Source organism: Stenotrophomonas sp. 86156_Sma (assembly GCF_056481625.1).
Window position 1 is genome coordinate 4306740 of sequence record NZ_CM151157.1, and the last position, 16044, is coordinate 4322783.

General features: G+C 66.4%; 9 protein-coding genes. 3 read left to right on the plus strand and 6 right to left on the minus strand.

Going from position 1 to position 16044, the window contains the following annotated elements; translation table 11 throughout:
* Positions 1 to 298 precede the first annotated feature (298 nt).
* From ACZK33_RS19945 to ACZK33_RS19970, 6 genes are all read right to left on the minus strand, one after another.
* On the minus strand, positions 299 to 3328 hold the full coding sequence (locus ACZK33_RS19945; protein WP_423175291.1) for an autotransporter family protein: 3030 nt from the start codon (positions 3326 to 3328) through the stop codon (positions 299 to 301).
* A gap of 291 nt (positions 3329 to 3619) precedes the next feature.
* Positions 3620 to 4702, minus strand: a complete 1083-nt coding sequence (locus ACZK33_RS19950; protein WP_423175290.1) for an acyltransferase family protein — start codon at positions 4700 to 4702, stop codon at positions 3620 to 3622.
* The gene (nagA, locus tag ACZK33_RS19955; RefSeq protein ID WP_423175289.1) at positions 4702 to 5850 is read right to left on the minus strand and encodes an N-acetylglucosamine-6-phosphate deacetylase; all 1149 of its coding nucleotides are present in this window, start codon (positions 5848 to 5850) and stop codon (positions 4702 to 4704) included. The genes ACZK33_RS19950 and nagA overlap by 1 nt, the downstream gene beginning before the upstream one ends.
* The gene (locus tag ACZK33_RS19960; protein ID WP_423175288.1) at positions 5850 to 6878 is read right to left on the minus strand and encodes an SIS domain-containing protein; all 1029 of its coding nucleotides are present in this window, start codon (positions 6876 to 6878) and stop codon (positions 5850 to 5852) included. The genes nagA and ACZK33_RS19960 overlap by 1 nt, the downstream gene beginning before the upstream one ends.
* A gap of 7 nt (positions 6879 to 6885) precedes the next feature.
* Positions 6886 to 7953, minus strand: coding sequence for a LacI family DNA-binding transcriptional regulator (locus tag ACZK33_RS19965; RefSeq protein ID WP_006391719.1), 1068 nt, complete (start codon positions 7951 to 7953; stop codon positions 6886 to 6888).
* Between the two features lie 39 nt (positions 7954 to 7992).
* A complete protein-coding gene (locus tag ACZK33_RS19970) occupies positions 7993 to 9282 on the minus strand; it encodes a sugar MFS transporter (protein ID WP_032128949.1) in 1290 nt (429 codons plus the stop codon).
* A gap of 376 nt (positions 9283 to 9658) precedes the next feature.
* Between ACZK33_RS19970 and ACZK33_RS19975 the strand changes: the two genes are divergently transcribed.
* From ACZK33_RS19975 to ACZK33_RS19985, 3 genes are all read left to right on the plus strand, one after another.
* On the plus strand, positions 9659 to 10675 hold the full coding sequence (locus tag ACZK33_RS19975; RefSeq protein WP_032130422.1) for a glucokinase family protein: 1017 nt from the start codon (positions 9659 to 9661) through the stop codon (positions 10673 to 10675).
* Positions 10676 to 10818: 143 nt separating this feature from the next.
* On the plus strand, positions 10819 to 13527 hold the full coding sequence (locus ACZK33_RS19980) for a TonB-dependent receptor (RefSeq protein WP_423175287.1): 2709 nt from the start codon (positions 10819 to 10821) through the stop codon (positions 13525 to 13527).
* 111 nt (positions 13528 to 13638) lie between these two features.
* Complete coding sequence (locus ACZK33_RS19985; RefSeq protein WP_478453787.1) at positions 13639 to 15996, plus strand: beta-N-acetylhexosaminidase; 2358 nt, start codon at positions 13639 to 13641, stop codon at positions 15994 to 15996.
* Positions 15997 to 16044 lie beyond the last annotated feature (48 nt).

Sequence of the window (16044 nt, forward strand, 5' to 3'; positions counted from 1 at the left end):
AACATTCCTTAGGTCCAGCATCGACGACTCCTTGTCATGTATCGAAGCCATAGGATAGCCGTGGTGGGATCGATCTCGCCACGCACCATTGTTCTATAGAGCCGAGCCCATGCTCGGCTCTGTGGGATTGGACCGAAGCAGCCGAGCATGGCTCGGCTCTACAGGGTCATGGCAGCGGAAAGAGTCGTGCCGACCAAGGTCGGCACCTACCAGAGCAGGGTCATGGCGCCGGTGGAATCTGTGCCGACCAAGGTCGACACCCACCAGAGCGGGTCATGCCGCCGGGCATGGCCCGGCGCTACCAGTCCGCGCGCAGGCCGATGTTGCCTTCGATGATGCGGCGCTTCTCGTTGCGGTCACTGCCCAGTTCGCGCGTGTAGTCGGCCACGGCGTAAGCGCTGATGGTGCGGCTGAAGCGCCCGACCACACCTACGCCGGCTTCCAGTGCGCGCGAGCGCTGCGAATTGATGATCGTGTCGTTGTCGAAGCCGACGCGATCCTCGCCGGAACGGCCATGCCAGTAATTGAGCTTGAAGTACGGTTGCCAGCCGTTGTCGGCCAACTGGTAGTCGCCGGCCAGGCGCAGGCCGATGCGGCCGGTCCAGGCATTGTCGTTGTCGAAACGCACGCTCGATACTTCATCGCGGCGGTCGTCCAGCGCGGTGCGCTGCCAGATCACCTGTACCTGCGGTTCCAGCCACCATGCGGACTGACCGAAGTGCAGCAGCGGCTTGCCGGCCTCCACCGACACGCTGGTGCCGTCGCCGCTCAGGCCGAAGCCGAGCCCGCGAGAGGAACGCACGCGGCCGTCGTAGCGGCTCTGCATCGCCACGGCGTCGATATAGCCACCGCTGCTGTCGGTGAACGTCCAGTACAGGCCCACGTGCTTGTCGTCCATGCGGTTCTGCCCCACCTGCACGTTCTCCCAGCCGAGTGCCAGGCCGGTGGTCTTGCCCTGCACGCGGGTGCGGCCGACGAACACGCCAATCTGGTTGCGATGGTTGTCGGAGGCAGCGGCCCATACATCCAGACCGGCCTGCAGGCCCATCACATCGCCATCGAAGCCGGGCTGCGCATCACCCTTCCAGTGGATCTCGCTGCTCTGCCCCACCAGACGGCCCCAGGCAGTGCGGAATGCGCCCTGGCTGTACAGCAGGCGTTGTTCGCCCTGCCGCTCGTGGAAGGTACCGAGGCTGGCCAGCGAGGTCTCGCGCAGCAGCGGCGGCACCACAGCATAGGTGGCAGTCTCCACGCGGTATAGCGGTACCACTGCGCCCTCGGCGGGACGTGCACCCGGCGTCGGCGGCGCACCGGTTCCGGGCAGCGCTCCGCCAGCCACCGGCACGTCCGGCACCGCCGGATCACTGGGCGGCGCCACCGGCACGGGTTCCGGCGGCGGTGGTGGCGGCGCGGTCTCGCCTGCGGTCAGATCCGGATCGGTGGCACCTTCGGGCGGCGGTGGCGGTGCCGGGGTGATCGGTGGTGGGGGTGCGACGGGTGGCGTCGGCGGCGGCGGTACGCCATTGATACCGCTTCCGTTGGGCGCCGGTGCCGGGCCGGCCACCACGGTCGAGCGCAGGTACCAGTTCTCGCTGGTACCGGCACTGACACCGCCCTTGAACAGGAAGTACTCGTAGGCACCGGCCGCGACCGGTGCGAACAGCGAAAACGCGCCCGGCGCAGTGCGACCACCATTCAAGGCCTGCACCACCAGGATGCCATCGGCCAACGTGGCCGCTCCACTGCCTCCAGCGTTGATGACGCCGATGCCGGTCGTGCCGGTGGCGGCACCGCCATCGATCACCAGTCGATCGCTGGTGGAATTGTCCGCACCCAGCACGGTACGCAGGTACAGGCCGCCACCGTCACCGCGGTAGTTGCCACGCACAGTGAACACGTCGCCGGCGCCGGCACCGGTCAGGTCGATGCGCCCGGCATTGACCATCTCCACCAGTGCGCCACTGTTGAACGGACGGACGGCATGGCCGCCACTGCCCGCGTAGACAGTGCTGGTGTCATCCACCGTGAGCGTGCCGGTGCCGGTTCCGCTGTCACCCAGCACCAGATCCCCATCGAAGCTCAGCTCGGTGCTGTTGGCCAGGCTGATCGCCTCCCAGTTCTGGAAACGGCCTACGCCCGGGGTCTTGACGTTGCTGAGGTTAAGCTGATCGATGCCACTGCCACCGTCGAACAGCGGCACTGCACCAAGGTTGCCCTGGTTGAGGTTGCTGAGGTTGGCCACGTCGTTGTCCGGCCCCATGTCGATCGCGCCGTAGACGATGCCGCCGCCGTTCCAGTTGAAGGTGTCGTTGCCGGTGCTGAGCAGTACCTGGCCGCGCACGGTGCCATCGGTGATGGTCATGCTGTCGGCACCACCACTGACACTGATGTTGCCGCCGATGTAGGCCGTACCCGAGATGATGATGGTGTCGGCGTCGAAGCCGGTGACCACGTTGCCCTCAACGATGCCGCCGGACTGATCCCACAGATTCTTGTCCAGCTTCATGTTGACGCGGCCGATGCGGCCAGCGGTCATCCAGGCCTGGTCGCCATCCTCGAACGCACCGACGATGCGGCCACCGCTCAAGCGGAAGGTATCGATGTTGTCGCCCTGCTGCAGCGCGCCGATCGTGCCGCCACTCATGACGAAATCATCGCGGCCACTGCCCTGCACCACCACGCCGGTGACGGTGCCGCCGGTGACAGTCATCTGGTCATCGCCACCGCCCTGGTCGACGCTGTCGATCGTACCGTCACTGAGCAGCAGCACATCGTTTCCATCGCCCTGCAGGACGCCTCCGGTGATGCTGCCGGCCTGCATCTCGAGGCGATCGTTGCCCGCATCGAACTGCACGCCGGTCTGACCACTGATCGTTCCCCGATTGACCAGCACGCTGTCGCCTGCGCCGATGAACTGCAGGGCAATGTTGTTGCCGGTGCTGATGCTGCCGGTGTTGTCGACGCGGCTGCCACCCCCAAGCTGCACGGCCACACCGCCCACCGAACTGATCGCGCCCTGGTTTGACAGCAGGTGACCACCGGCACCGACCAGTGCGAGGGCCGATCCACCACCACTCTGCTGCAACTGGGCACCATTGCCGACGTTGACGGTGATTCCGGCCGCGCCACTGGCGGCAACGGGAACGGTCTGCGGATTCGGCGCGTTGGCATCACAGGTGACGGTCTGGCCGGCGGTCGGTGCCGGGTTGTTGCAGCCCGCCCAGGCGACGCTGGCGGTCGTCAGAAGCAGGGACGGAACGGCGAGGGCCTGCAACACGGAAACAGCAAGGCGGCGCGGGCGGAACGCACGCGGAACGGCACGGGACATGGGGCACTCCTGGACGGGAAATCAGGAACTGCGTATGTGCGGCACTGCGCTCGCAGTCTGCCGTGTGGTGAACCGTTTCGACAGGTGAACTTGCGTGCGGAGAATCACAGTTCAGATGTGAAATCGCCCGGTCCTCACGCCAATGTGATGTGGCTGAAATCGTTCATTTTTTCGGCACTTGGGAATCACGCGCAAAGCATCCACGCATGGCGTGGATCTACTGATCCTGCATCGCCAATCGATTCACTCATGGCACCTGGTAGATCCACGCCATGCGTGGATTAGGCGCCATCAGATCTTCAGATAGATCTTCCGCCGGTCCAGCCACCACGCCACGCCCCACCACAGTGCGACGAACACCAGCGCCTGCAGCATCGACGCCAGCTCCAGCGCCTGCGGCATCGCGGTGGCCAGCTGCTGCCAGACCCACCCCCAGATCCCGGTAGCCATCAGCACCACCGACATCACCGATGCCCCAAGGTACGCGGTGATCGCATTGACCCCGAAGCGCCGGCCGAGTGCCGGCCAACCCTTCTGGTCGATCAGCACGTGGCCCAGCCACAGCGCCAGCGCCGCAAGGCCGCCGGTCCACAGCACGTAGCTGGGCGTCCACAGCTGCTTGTTCAGCGGAAGCACGATGGCCAGCAGCAGGCCGAGCACGGCGGTCGCCACGCCCAGCCCGGCCAATGCCGCCGAACGCCCATTGCGCAGCAGGCCACCGGCGAGCAGGCCAAGCACCGTGCTGGCCAGCGCACCCAGCGTGCTCAGCAACCCTTCCGGGTCATGGCCAAGCCCGGTGTCAGCGTGCCATTGATAGATCCACGGTGCGAACAGTGCGGTATCCAGGCGGCTGGCCGGGTTGGTCCATGGCGCCAGGTCACCGACGCCCATCAGCAGCACGGTATACCCCACCAGCAGACTTACCAGCACGGCCGCCTGTGCGCGCGGACGCGCATACACGGCCAACACCCCCACCAGCGCCGCACATACTGCAATCCGCTGCAGCACGCCCCATATGCGGAAATGATGGGTATGCAGTGCCCACCAGATCAACAGGTGCAGCAACGCGCCGGCCACCAGGATGCGCAGCGCACGCTCCAGCACGCCGCGCGCCAATGCCGGCCGTGCCGCCGCATCCAGCGCGCGTGGCGCCACGCTGAAGGCCATCGACACGCCCACCAGGAACAGGAAGAACGGGAACACCAGATCGGTGGGCGTGCAGCCATGCCATTCCGAATGACGCAGCGGCGCGAACACCGCGCTCCAGTCACCCGGGTTGTTGACCAGCAGCATTGCCGCCACGGTGATGCCGCGCAGGGCATCGATCGAGCCCAGCCGGCGCGGCGGCATACTTCCCTTCAAGGGATCGGCCATCAGGCGGCCTCGTATTGTCCGGCAATCCAGGTGCCACGCACCTGCAGGGCATCGTCCAGCAGCACCAGGTCGGCCTGGTAGCCCTCGGCGATATGGCCCAGACGATCGTCAACGTTGAGGAACTGCGCCGGATAGGTCGAGGCCATGCGCGCGGCTTCGGCCAGTGGCTGGCCGAGCAGCTGCACGGTGTTGCGCACCGCGGTGGCCATGTCCAGCGCCGAGCCCGCCAGCGAACCGGCGGCATTGCGCACCACGCCATCGATGGCGGTGATGGTTTCGCCGTACAGCACGTAACTGGGATCGTCGGCGCCAACCGGCGGCATCGCATCGGTGACCAGCAGCAGGCGACCACGCGGTTTGGCTGCCAGCGCCACGCGCAGGCTGGCCGGATGCACATGCACGCCATCGACGATGATGCCGATCCAGCTGTCGCGGTCTTCCAGCGCAGCGCCCACCGCGCCGGGCTCACGGCCCTGCAGCGGCGACATCGCGTTGTACAGGTGGGTGAAGCCACGCACGCCTGCATCCAGACCGGCGCGGATCTCTTCGTAGGTGCCTGCGGTATGCCCAGCGGCAACGACCACGCCGCGCTCGACCAGCGCGCGAATGGTCTCCAGCGGCACGCGTTCCGGTGCCAGCGTCAGCAGTGTCACACCGTTGTCCAGCGATGCGGCCAGCGCGATCTCTGCTTCGTCTGGCACACGGAACTTGCTGGCATCGTGCGTACCCTTGCGCGCCGGCGCGATGTACGGTCCTTCCAGATGGATGCCGATCACGCCTGGCACACCCTGCGCGATCGCCTCGCGCATCGCATCGATGGCTTCACGCATCACGCCCACGTCGTCGCTGATCAGCGTCGGCAGCATCGCGGTGGTACCGAAGCGGCGGTGCGCCTGCGCGATGGTCCGCAGCGACGCCACGTCCGGCGTGTTGTTGAACAGCGCGCCGCCGCCACCATTGACCTGCACATCGATGAAACCGGGCAGCAGCCAGCCACCGCCCAGATCAACCTGCTCGGCGGCCTGGCCCAGCTGCGGCGCTGCATCGGGCAGCAACGCGCTGATGCGGCCGTGCTCGATCACCACCGCCAGATCATCGCGGAATTCGTCGCCGGCAAGGACGCGGGCATTGCGCAGGACCGTGGCCATCACACCGTCTCCGTGACCTTGTTCAGGTGCGGCGGCAGATCCGGGTTGAAGCCACGACGCAGCGCCAGCGCGTTGATCGCGCGGTAGAAGCTCTGCACGGTCAGCAGCGGTGCGCACAGCGGATGCGGCGCGGCCGCTACCGGCAGGTTGCCACCGGCACCGGCCATCCACACCTGTGCACCGCGCGCGGTGAATTCCTCGACGACGGCACGGGTGCCGGCGCCGGTTTCATCCGGCTGGGCAAAGGCCAGCACCGGGAAACCGCGGTCGACCAGCGCCATCGGGCCATGCTTCACTTCAGCCGAGCTGTAGGCTTCGGCATGCAGGCTGCAGGTTTCCTTGAACTTCAGTGCAGCTTCCTGCGCCGCGCCCAGGCCCAGGCCACGGCCGAGCACGAACAGGTTGGTCGCCTCGACCAGGCCCTCGGTCACCGGCGTCCAGTCGCACTGCCAGGCCTCGCGCATCGCGTGCGGCAGCAGGTCCAGCGCCGCACGCAGGCTTGCGTCCTGCTTCCAGTAGGCAGCCAGCTGCAGCAGCGCAGCCAGCGACGCCAGGTAGCTCTTGGTCGCCGCCACACTCTTCTCGGCACCGGCATGCAGCGGAATGACCGTATCGGCCAGCTGCGCCAGCGGCGAATCCTCGACGTTGACCAGTGCGATCACGCGCGCGCCGGCGGCCTTGGCAGCTTCCGCGTTGCGCAGCAGGTCCGGGCTCTTGCCCGACTGCGAGATGACGATGAACAGCGCGCCACGCAGCTGCAGCGGTGCGGCATAGACCGAACCCACCGACGGCGAAGCCGATGCGACCACCAGGCCCAGCTGGGTTTCCAGCAGGTACTTGCCATAGGTGGCGGCATGGTCGGAGCTGCCGCGTGCGCAGGTGACCACGAACGGCGGCGGCGCCGCACGCAGGCTGGCGGCCAGGGTTTCCATGGTGGCGTGGTTGCGCGAGAACTGGCGCGCGACCACGTCGGCCGCTTCAGCGGCTTCGGCGAACATCAGGGTGGACGTGGGGTCTGACAGCGACATGGCAGGCTCAGGCAGGATCGGAAGGAAGGGGGCGTGCGCCGGCCGGGCGCATCGGCGCGGTCGAACCGCGCACCACCAGCTGCGGCACGAAGCCCTGGTTGTGCAGCGGTGCCGGCGCATCGTCATAGGCGTCGCTGCGCAGCTGTGCGATCAGCAGGCGCGCGGCGTGGCGGGCGATGTCTTCGGTGGCCTGCTTGGCGGTGGTCAGCGGCGGCCACGACTGGCGCGAGAACGGGCTGTCCTCGAAACCGGCGATGGACAGGTCATACGGCACGTTCATGCCGGCCGACTTGGCGGCGGCCAGCACACCGGCGGCGATTTCGTCGTTGGAACCGAAGATGGCCGTGGGCGGCTCGCGCAGCGCCAGCAGGCGGCGCGCGCCGCGGAAACCATCGTCGAAGGTGTAGTCGCCCTGCACCACCAGATGCTTGTCCACGGTCATGCCGTAGTCCTTCAGCGCGGCTTCGTAACCGGCATAGCGTTCGCCCGAGGAGCGGTGCGAGATGCCGCCCCAGAGGAAGCCGATGCGCTGGTGACCCAGCTGGATCAGGTGCTCGGTGATCTCGTAGGCGGCCTCGCGGTCGTCGACGAACACGCAGGCGCCGTCGGCCGGGTCTTCGGTGGCGGCAATGATGCGCACCAGCTTGATGCCGCGCGCGGTCAGTGCCTGGATCAGGTCGCGGCGCTCGGACATCGGTGCGGTCAGCACCAACCCGGCCAGGCGCGAACGCTGCACCCAGTCGGCCAGCTCATCGGCCAGCAGCGGCGAGCTGGAATCGCAGGGATGGATCTGCAGGCCGAAACCGGTCTCGCGGCACGCGGCCAGCACGCCGTTCTGCACGCCGATGATGTGGTACGGGTTCGGGTTGTCGTAGACCAGCCCGATCACGAAGGTGGTGCCGCTGCGCAGATTGCGCGCGGATGGATCGGGTTCGTAATCGAGTTCAGCGATGGCACGCAGCACCCGCGCACGGGTGGCCTGCATCACCGAAGGCTCGTTGTTGATCACCCGCGAGACCGTCTTCAGCGAGACCTTGGCCTTTTCCGCAACGTCCTTGATGGTCGCTCTGCGCATGGGTTTTCCCTGGGGTTGGCTGCCGTCCATCATCGCCGATCAGGCCTTGTCCTGCGGCAGGCCGGCGCGGTGGCCGACCACCGAGTAGAACAGGATGTACAGGTAGCACGGCACCATCAGCAACACGAACACCAGCTGGAAGTCGATGTGCTGCTTGAGCACGGCGAACAGCTGCGGAATGATCGCGCCACCGGCAATGCCCATCACCAGCAGGGCCGAGCCGGTTTCGGTGAAGCGGCCCAGGCCGCGGATCGCCAGCGGGAAGATCGCCGGCCACATCATGGCGTTGGCGAAGCCCAGCAGGGCCACGAAGGCCACCGATACATAGCCGTGGGTGGCCCAGGCGCCCAGGCAGAACACCACGCCCAGCACCGCCGAAATGGTCAGGTAGCGCGACTGCGAAACGACCTTGGGGATCAACAGCAGGCCGACCACATAGCCGACCAGCATCGCGCCAAGGGTAAGCGAGGTGAACATCTTGGTCTGGTCCAGCGGCAGGTCGAAGCCATGCCCGTAAGTACCAATCGCATCACCGGCCATCACCTCCACGCCCACGTAGACGAACAGGCACAGCACGCCCAGCCACAGATGCGGGAACTGGAAGATGCTGCGGCGCTCGGCGGCACCGGCAGCCGCCGGCGTGGCGTTGGCTTCGGACGACTTGATTTCCGGCAGCGGCGAGAACAGCACGGCCACCGCCAGCACCACCAGCAGCGCAGCCATCGCCAGGTACGGGGTGTGGATCTTGGCGGCAAACTCGTTCAGCAGCGCGGCCTTTGTGACCGCATCTGCGGCCTGCACCTGTGCATCGAGGTCACCGATGCCGTGCAGCACCAGCGTGCCGATCAGCACCGGCGCCAGCATGCCGGCGATTTTGTTGCAGATGCCCATCAGCGCGATGCGGCGTGCCGCCGTCTCGATCGGGCCGAGGATGGAGATGTAGGGGTTGATCGCAGTCTGCAGCAGGGCCAGGCCGCTGCCGATCACGAACAGGCCGCCAAGCGCGCCCGGGTACCAGCGCTGGGTGGCGAACTCACCGAACAACGCAGCACCACCGGCCATCACCAGCAGGCTCAGGCTGAGGCCCTTCTTCATGCCGGTGCGGCGCAGGATCCACGACGCCGGCAGGGCCAGGAAGAAGTAGGACAGGTAGAACACCATCAGCACCAGGAAGGCGCCGACCTCGCTGAGTTCGAAGGCGAGCTTGACGAAGGTGATCAGCGGGCCGTTGAGCCAGGTGAAGAAGCCGATCAGGAAGAACAACACGCCAACGATGGCGATGGAAGTGGCCACGTTCGGGCGCGCGCTTGCAGCGGGGACGGCGGACATCAGGAGGGCTCCTGCGGCGACGGCCGCAGAACGCGGCGTCGGAGAGTGGCTGGGAACAACGTTGTCACATTCTTTCGATGGACAGCTGCGGTTTGTCAACTTCCACACGCAGCCCTGTGAACCTCGTGCTGCACTGCGCAACCCGATCGCAACGCATCGTGCTGAATGCGCCGAAGGCCTTGGCCCATGTGCGGCAATGGTTCCCACGTGAAACCCGCACTCACGCCATGTAAACGTTTACTGCATGTCGCATTCGTTGCGATGCAGCAACGAAAGTGTCACGAACTCGTTGACATCGTTGTCAGCGGGGTTACAGACTCCGCCCCAATCGCCGCCCCCGATCCCGGGGCCGGCCCCACCTGCAGCAGGAGCCCGCGTGACCGCCAGCCACCCCGCCCCGGCCCATGTCCTGTCCCGAGTCGCGCCGACGTTCCTGGCCGCCGACGTCGGTGGCACCCATGTGCGCGTGGCCCGGGTCCAGGCCAGCGGTGATGCCGCCCATCCGGTGCAGGTGCTGGAGTACCGCAAATACCGCAACGCCGACCATGCCGGCCTCAGCGCGATCCTGTCCGACTTCCTCGGCGAAGGCCCGCGGCCCACGCATTGCGTGGTCGCCAGTGCCGGCTACGCCCGCGAGGACGGTACGGTGATCACCGCCAACCTGCCGTGGCCGCTGTCGGCGCGCCAGGTGGAAGCCGACGTCGGCCTGCAGCGGGTCTACATCGTCAACGACTTCGAAGCCGTGGCCTACGCCGCCGCGCAGGTTGACGCCAGTGGCGTGCTGCACCTGTGCGGACCGGAAACCGCCGCCCGCGGCCCGACCCTGGTGGTCGGCCCCGGCACCGGCCTCGGCGCCGCGCTGTGGATCCCCACCGCGCACGGCCCGGTCGTGCTCCCGACCGAAGCCGGGCAACCGACCCTGGCCGCCAGCACCGAACTGGAAATGGCCATCGTCCGCCACATGCAGCGCGACCGCGCGCACGTGTCGATCGAACACGCGATCTCCGGCCCGGGCCTGATGAACCTGTACCGCGCGGTGTGCGCACTGCAGGGCCAGGCGCCGACCCTGGCCAGCCCCGACGCGGTCACCGCTGCGGCCATGGCCGACAGCGATGCACATGCGCGCCAGGCGCTGGATGTGTTCTGCGGCCTGCTCGGCAGCACCATCGGCGACATGGCGCTGTTCTACGGCGCCCACGGTGGCGTCTACCTGGCCGGCGGCATCCTGCCGCAGATCCGCGAGTACCTGCACGCCAGCACTTTCGTCGAACGCTACCTGCAGAAGGGACCGATGGGCGAAGCGCTGGCACGCATCCCGGTGAAGGTCGTCGAGCACGGCCAGCTGGGCGTGGTCGGCGCTGCCAGCTGGTACCTGCAGCAGTCGGCCGCCTGACACCGCAACAGGCTTCAACGCAATCGCAGCACGCAGTACGTGGCACGCCAACGCACGGGACTTCGCCGCCGCCCCGCGCATGTCATCGCAACCGTAATCGAACACCGCCGCCGGCATCCAATCGAGTGATGAGGAGAGACATCATGAACACCCGCAAGACCCTGCTTTCGGCCGCCATCGTCAGCTGCCTCGCCTTCAGCGCGCACGCGCAGCAGGCCACCCAGACCGCCACCGACCTGGATACCGTGCAGGTCACCGGCATCCGTGGTTCGATGGAAAAGTCGCTGGATACCAAGCGCGAAGCCAATGCGCGCGTGGAAGTGGTCACCGCCGAAGACGTGGGCAAGCTGCCCGCGCACAACGTCGCCGACACCCTGCAGCGCCTGCCGGGCGTGAACATCAGCTCGTCCAGCGCCGACGAAGGCGGCTTCGACGAAGCCGACCGCGTCAGCCTGCGTGGTACCAGCCCGAGCCTGACCCAGACCCTGATCAACGGCCACACCGTCGGCACCGCCGACTGGTTCGTGCTCAGCCAGGGCAACAACGTCGGCCGCAGCGTGAGCTACTCGTTGCTGCCGTCGGAACTGGTGCGCTCGGTGGAAGTGAACAAGTCCTCGCAGGCCAAGCTGCAGGACGGTGGCACCACCGGTACCGTCAACATCCTCACCCGCAAGCCGCTGGAATTCTCCAAGCAGCTCACTGCGGAAGGCTCCATCGGCATGGTGCGTTCGGACCAGGCCAAGTCCAACGACCCGCAGCTGTCGGCACTGTTCAACTACAAGAACGACGAAGGCAACTTCGGCGTGATGGTGCAGGCCTTCAGCCAGAAGCGCGAGCTGCGCCGCGAAGCGCAGGAAATCCCGGGCGGTTTCTTCCAGATCGATCCGAATGGCACCGTGGCCAAGTCCAACCCGGACCTGGCCGGCGTCTATGCCCCGGGCCTGCTCGGCTCGACCCTGTTCGAACAGACCCGCGAGCGCAAGGGCGGCCTGGTGTCGCTGCAGTTCAAGCCGATGGACAACCTGACCCTGGGCCTGGAAGGCTTCAGCTCGGAACTGAAGGCGAACAACTACAACCGCAACTTCATGCTGTGGGGTGGCCGCATCCTCAATGACCGCACCGTTGAAGATGCCAATGGCAACAAGATCCTGATTCCGGGCCAGGCCCCGAATCCGGGTTACGTCATCAAGGATGGCGTGCTGTCCAACGCCACCTTCGCCGGCCAGGCCGACCGCGACTACGCGGTGTACGACATGATCTACCGCGAGTCGAAGGCCAAGACCAACTACATCACCTTCGATGCCGACTGGCAGATCAGCGACAACCTGGGCATGAAATTCCAGGCTGGCAGCACCAAGGGCACCGGCGAAACGCCGCGCCAGTACATCGCCGAAGTCAACCTGGCCCGTGGTGGCGGCGCCACCTGGGCGACCCACGGCAACGGCTCGCCGATCGACTGGAACGTCGGGGGCAACATCGGCCCGAGCGGCGTGACCGACTTCGGCACCTGGGGCAACCAGCAGGTCACCGCGATCGACAAGGAAAAGTGGGCCACGCTCGATTTCAACCAGTACTTCGCCGACGCTGGCGTACTGAACTCGATTGATTTCGGCGCCCGCTTCGGCGACCACAAGCGCGAGGCCAAGTCGCCGGAAGGCGCAACCCCGGGCGCGATCTGGAATGCGCTGAAGAACGGCGCCACCGCCAACTTCCCCGGTGGCTTCGCCAACGGCATCGGTGGCAGCTTCCCGCGTGACCTGTGGTACTTCACCCCGGGCGCACTGAAGGAAGCAGTGACCAACAACTCCACCTGGCTGTCCGGCAATGACGGCCCGACCGGCCGCCACAACTACGGCGCCGAGTGGACGGTGTCCGAGAAGAACTTCGCTGCCTACGTACAGGGCAACTTCAGCGGCGACCGCTGGAGCGGCAACGTCGGCCTGCGCTACGTCAACATCAAGCAGGATATCGATACCTACGCCGCCGCCACCGGTTCGACCGTGCCGGACGTGAGCAGCCTGTTTGGCGCGTGGACCCGCGAAGCATTCGAGAACAAGCACAACCGTGTGCTGCCGAGCGCCAACTTCAAGTACGACCTGCGTGACGACCTGGTACTGCGCGTGGCCGCCTCGCAGACCCAGACCCTGCCGGACTTCTCGGCACTGGGTGCCTCGTCGTACGGTTCGGACCTGAACCGGACCGGCGGTGGCGGCAATCCGAAGTTGAAGCCGGTGGTGTCGACCAACTTCGACGCCAACCTGGAGTGGTATTTCATGCCGCGCGGCATGTTGTCGATCGGTGCCTACTCGATGCGCCTGAAGGACTACGTCGCCTTCAGCACCGAGAAGGAAATGCTGTTCAGCGAGCTGACCAACCGTCTCGAGGAGTACAACATCTCCCGCCCGCGCAATGCCGACGGCAAGGTGCGCGGTATCGAAGTGGCCTATGAGCAGCCGATCGGCGAGTACTTCGGTGTCAATGCCAACTACACCTACGCCGATGGCAGCACCGACCACACCTGGGCCGATGGCAGCGACAACCTGCTGGGTACTTCGAAGAACACCTACAACGTCGGTGCATACTTCGAGAACGATACCTTCGGTGCACGCGTCAGCTACACCCGCCGTTCGTCGTTCCTGATCGGCCTGTCCGGCGCCAACCCGTACTACCAGGATGACTTCGGCACCCTGTCGGCGTCGCTGAGCTACAAGGCCACCGACTGGCTGAGCATCAGCTTCGATGCGCTCAACCTCAACAACCCGACCTACAAGTACTACCAGACCGCGGCCATCCCGACCTCGTTCTACAGCAACGGTCGCCAGTACTACCTCAACTTCCGCTTCAAGTACTGATCCAGCGGCGGCAACATCGCCGAGTCGTGCACGCACGCCGGGCCTGGGTCATTCCGGGCCCGGCGTTTTTCATGTATAGCGTTCATCGCACCGTTCCAAGGAGTCGTTCCGATGGTCAAGCCTTCCCGCGCCCGGATGCGCAGCGCAGTGCTGCTGGGCAGCCTGCTCGCCCTGCTGCCGGCACTGCCGGCACTCGCCGCCGATCCCACGCCTGCCGCTGAAGCACCCGGCCCGCAGCTGCGCGCCGGCAGCCTGATGCTGATTCCCGCCCCCAGCAATGTGCAGGCCGGCCAGGGCAGCGGCATCACCGTTCGCGCCGACACCGTGCTGCAGGCCGAAGGCGAAGTCGCGCAGCGCGTCGCCGCCCAGTTCGCCGGCCTGCTGGCCCGCAGTGGTGGCCCGCGCCTGGTCCTGGCCAAGGGCAAGGCTGCAGCCAAGACCGGCAGCATCCGCTTCCAGATCGTGCCCACCTTCCGCGACAGCGGCGAAAGCTACACGCTGGAAAGCACCGCGCAGGGCGTGCTGGTGCAGGCCGGCAACGAAACCGGCCTGTTCTATGGCGCGACCACGCTCGCCCAGCTCGCCACCGGCGGCAGCAATGGGGTGCTGCCAGCGGTGCAGATCCAGGATGCGCCACGCTTCAGCTGGCGCGGTTTCATGCTCGACTCGGCACGGCATTTCCAGAGCCTTGACGAGATCAAGCGCGTGCTCGACGCAATGGCTGCGCACAAGCTCAACACCTTCCACTGGCACCTCACCGATGACCAGGGCTGGCGCATGGAGATCAAGCGCTACCCGAAGCTGACCGAAGTGGGCAGCTGCCGCCTGCCGGCCGGCGACGGTGGCATCGATCCGGTCAGCGGCCAGGAGCATCCGTACTGCGGCTTCTACACGCAGGACCAGATCCGCGAAGTGATCGCCTATGCCGCGAAGCTGCATATCCAGGTGATTCCGGAAATCGATGTGCCGGGGCACGCGACCGCAGCGATCGCCGCGTATCCGGAACTGGGTTCGATCAATACCCCGCTGAAGCCGATCAGCGAATGGGGCGTGTTCCCGAACCTGTTCAACGTGGAAGACAGCACCGTCACCTTCCTCGAGAACGTGCTGGAGGAAGTGATCGAACTGTTCCCGGCCAGGTACGTGCACGTGGGTGGCGACGAGGCGGTGAAGGACCAGTGGGAAGCCTCCAGGCAGGTGCAGCAGCGCATGCGTGCACTGGGCATCAAGGATGAGATGGCCATGCAGAGCCACATCATCAAGCGCCTGGAGACGTTCCTGAAGGAACACGACCGGCGCCTGATCGGCTGGGACGAAATCCTCGAAGGGGGTCTGCCGCCGCAGGCCACGGTGATGTCGTGGCAGGGCACCGAAGGTGGCCTCGCTGCGGCCAGTGCCGGGCATGACGTGATCATGTCGCCGGTCGGCTACCTGTACCTGGATTACCTGCAGACTGCCTCGCCGAACGAACCGCCGGGCCGTCCGAGCCAGGTCAATCTCGGCAAGCTCTACAACTTCGAGCCGGTGCCGGCCGAACTGGCCGCCGACAAGCGCGGGCACATTCTCGGCCTGCAGGCCAACATGTTCACCGAACACACGCGCAGCTATGCGCGCCTGCAGCACAACCTGTTCCCGCGCCTGGCCGCGGTGGCCGAGACCGGTTGGAGCACGCCGGAACATCGCGACTTCCGCGATTTCCTCGCACGCCTGCCGGCACAGCTGCAGCGCTACCGTGCCTGGGGCCTGGCCTATGCGCAGACCCCGTTCGAAGTAGTCGTGGACTACACCGATGATCGTGCGAAGAACACCGTGACCGTGTCGCTGGCCAATCCGCTGGGCTATGAAGTGCGCTACAGCACCGATGGCCAGCCGGTGACCGCGCAGTCGCCGCTGTACCAGCAGCCGCTGACCGGAAAGCTGCCCGCCGCCGTGCAGGCCGCCGCGTTCTACCAGGGCCAGATGCTGGCGGCGAAACCGACGGTTGCGGACTTCACTGCGCAATCGCTGCTCAGCCGCCGCAGTGATGAACTGCTCAGCTGCGTGGGCAAGAAGGGTCTGGTGCTGCGCCTGGAAGACGATGGCCCGCGCGAGGGAACGCGTGCGGTGTTCAACGTGGACATCTTCCAGCCGTGCTGGCGCTGGCCGCAGGCGCAGCTGGACGGTATCGGCAGCGTGGAAGTCCGTGCCGGCCGCATCCCATACTATTTCCAGCTGGCCCACGACGAGCCCAAGCGTCGCTTCGAGAAGGCCAAGCGCGCGCATGGGGAGATGCTGGTGCGTCGCGGCGACTGCAGCGGCAAGGTGCTGGCCGAAGTAGCGTTGCCGGCCAAGCCCGATGCCGATGGCTTCGTGACCCTGCGTGCGACGCTGCCGAAGGACACCCAGGGCACGGGTGATCTGTGCATCAACTTCACCGGCGACACGCGCCCGGCGATGTGGGTGCTGGATGAGGTCACGCTGGGGAAATGACGGCAGGTCTGTCCTGGTGGGTGCCGGCCTTGGTCGGCACCCCGGGCA

Excerpts from the sequence above, each read along its gene's own strand:
- ACZK33_RS19945 (WP_423175291.1), bottom strand. The coding sequence starts at position 3,328 with ATGTCCCGTGCCGTTCCGCGTGCGTTCCGCCCGCGCCGCCTTGCTGTT.
- ACZK33_RS19950 (WP_423175290.1), bottom strand. The coding sequence starts at position 4,702 with ATGGCCGATCCCTTGAAGGGAAGTATGCCGCCGCGCCGGCTGGGCTCG.
- nagA (WP_423175289.1), bottom strand. The coding sequence starts at position 5,850 with ATGGCCACGGTCCTGCGCAATGCCCGCGTCCTTGCCGGCGACGAATTC.
- ACZK33_RS19960 (WP_423175288.1), bottom strand. The coding sequence starts at position 6,878 with ATGTCGCTGTCAGACCCCACGTCCACCCTGATGTTCGCCGAAGCCGCT.
- ACZK33_RS19965 (WP_006391719.1), bottom strand. The coding sequence starts at position 7,953 with ATGCGCAGAGCGACCATCAAGGACGTTGCGGAAAAGGCCAAGGTCTCG.
- ACZK33_RS19970 (WP_032128949.1), bottom strand. The coding sequence starts at position 9,282 with ATGTCCGCCGTCCCCGCTGCAAGCGCGCGCCCGAACGTGGCCACTTCC.
- ACZK33_RS19980 (WP_423175287.1), top strand. The coding sequence starts at position 10,819 with ATGAACACCCGCAAGACCCTGCTTTCGGCCGCCATCGTCAGCTGCCTC.
- ACZK33_RS19985 (WP_478453787.1), top strand. The coding sequence starts at position 13,639 with ATGGTCAAGCCTTCCCGCGCCCGGATGCGCAGCGCAGTGCTGCTGGGC.